1 protein-coding gene is annotated in these 221 nt (G+C 37.1%); it reads left to right on the forward strand.

All coding sequences use genetic code 11. The annotated features are described in order from the left end of the window. Nucleotides 1–221 (forward strand): DUF1672 family protein (locus HMPREF2576_RS06205; protein ID WP_141758106.1); only part of this gene is annotated, 221 nt, incomplete at both ends.

The raw sequence follows: 221 nt of genomic DNA on the forward strand, positions 1-221 counted from the left end.
GCGAAAAAACATCGTGAAGAATACGAAAAACTTGGCGAACAATTTTTTAAAGATAATTTTAGCCTTAATGTTAAAGCCACAAATGTTGTAGGAAGTGGTGATGGCGTCGAAGTCTACGTTCATTGCGATGATCATGACATTGTGTTTAATGCAAGCATCCTTTTTGATAAGGAAGCAATACATGAAGAAGGCTCCATGCGAAGCAATGATAATGGAGATAC

Source organism: Staphylococcus sp. HMSC063F05 (assembly GCF_001837075.1).
Classification (GTDB): domain Bacteria; phylum Bacillota; class Bacilli; order Staphylococcales; family Staphylococcaceae; genus Staphylococcus; species Staphylococcus epidermidis.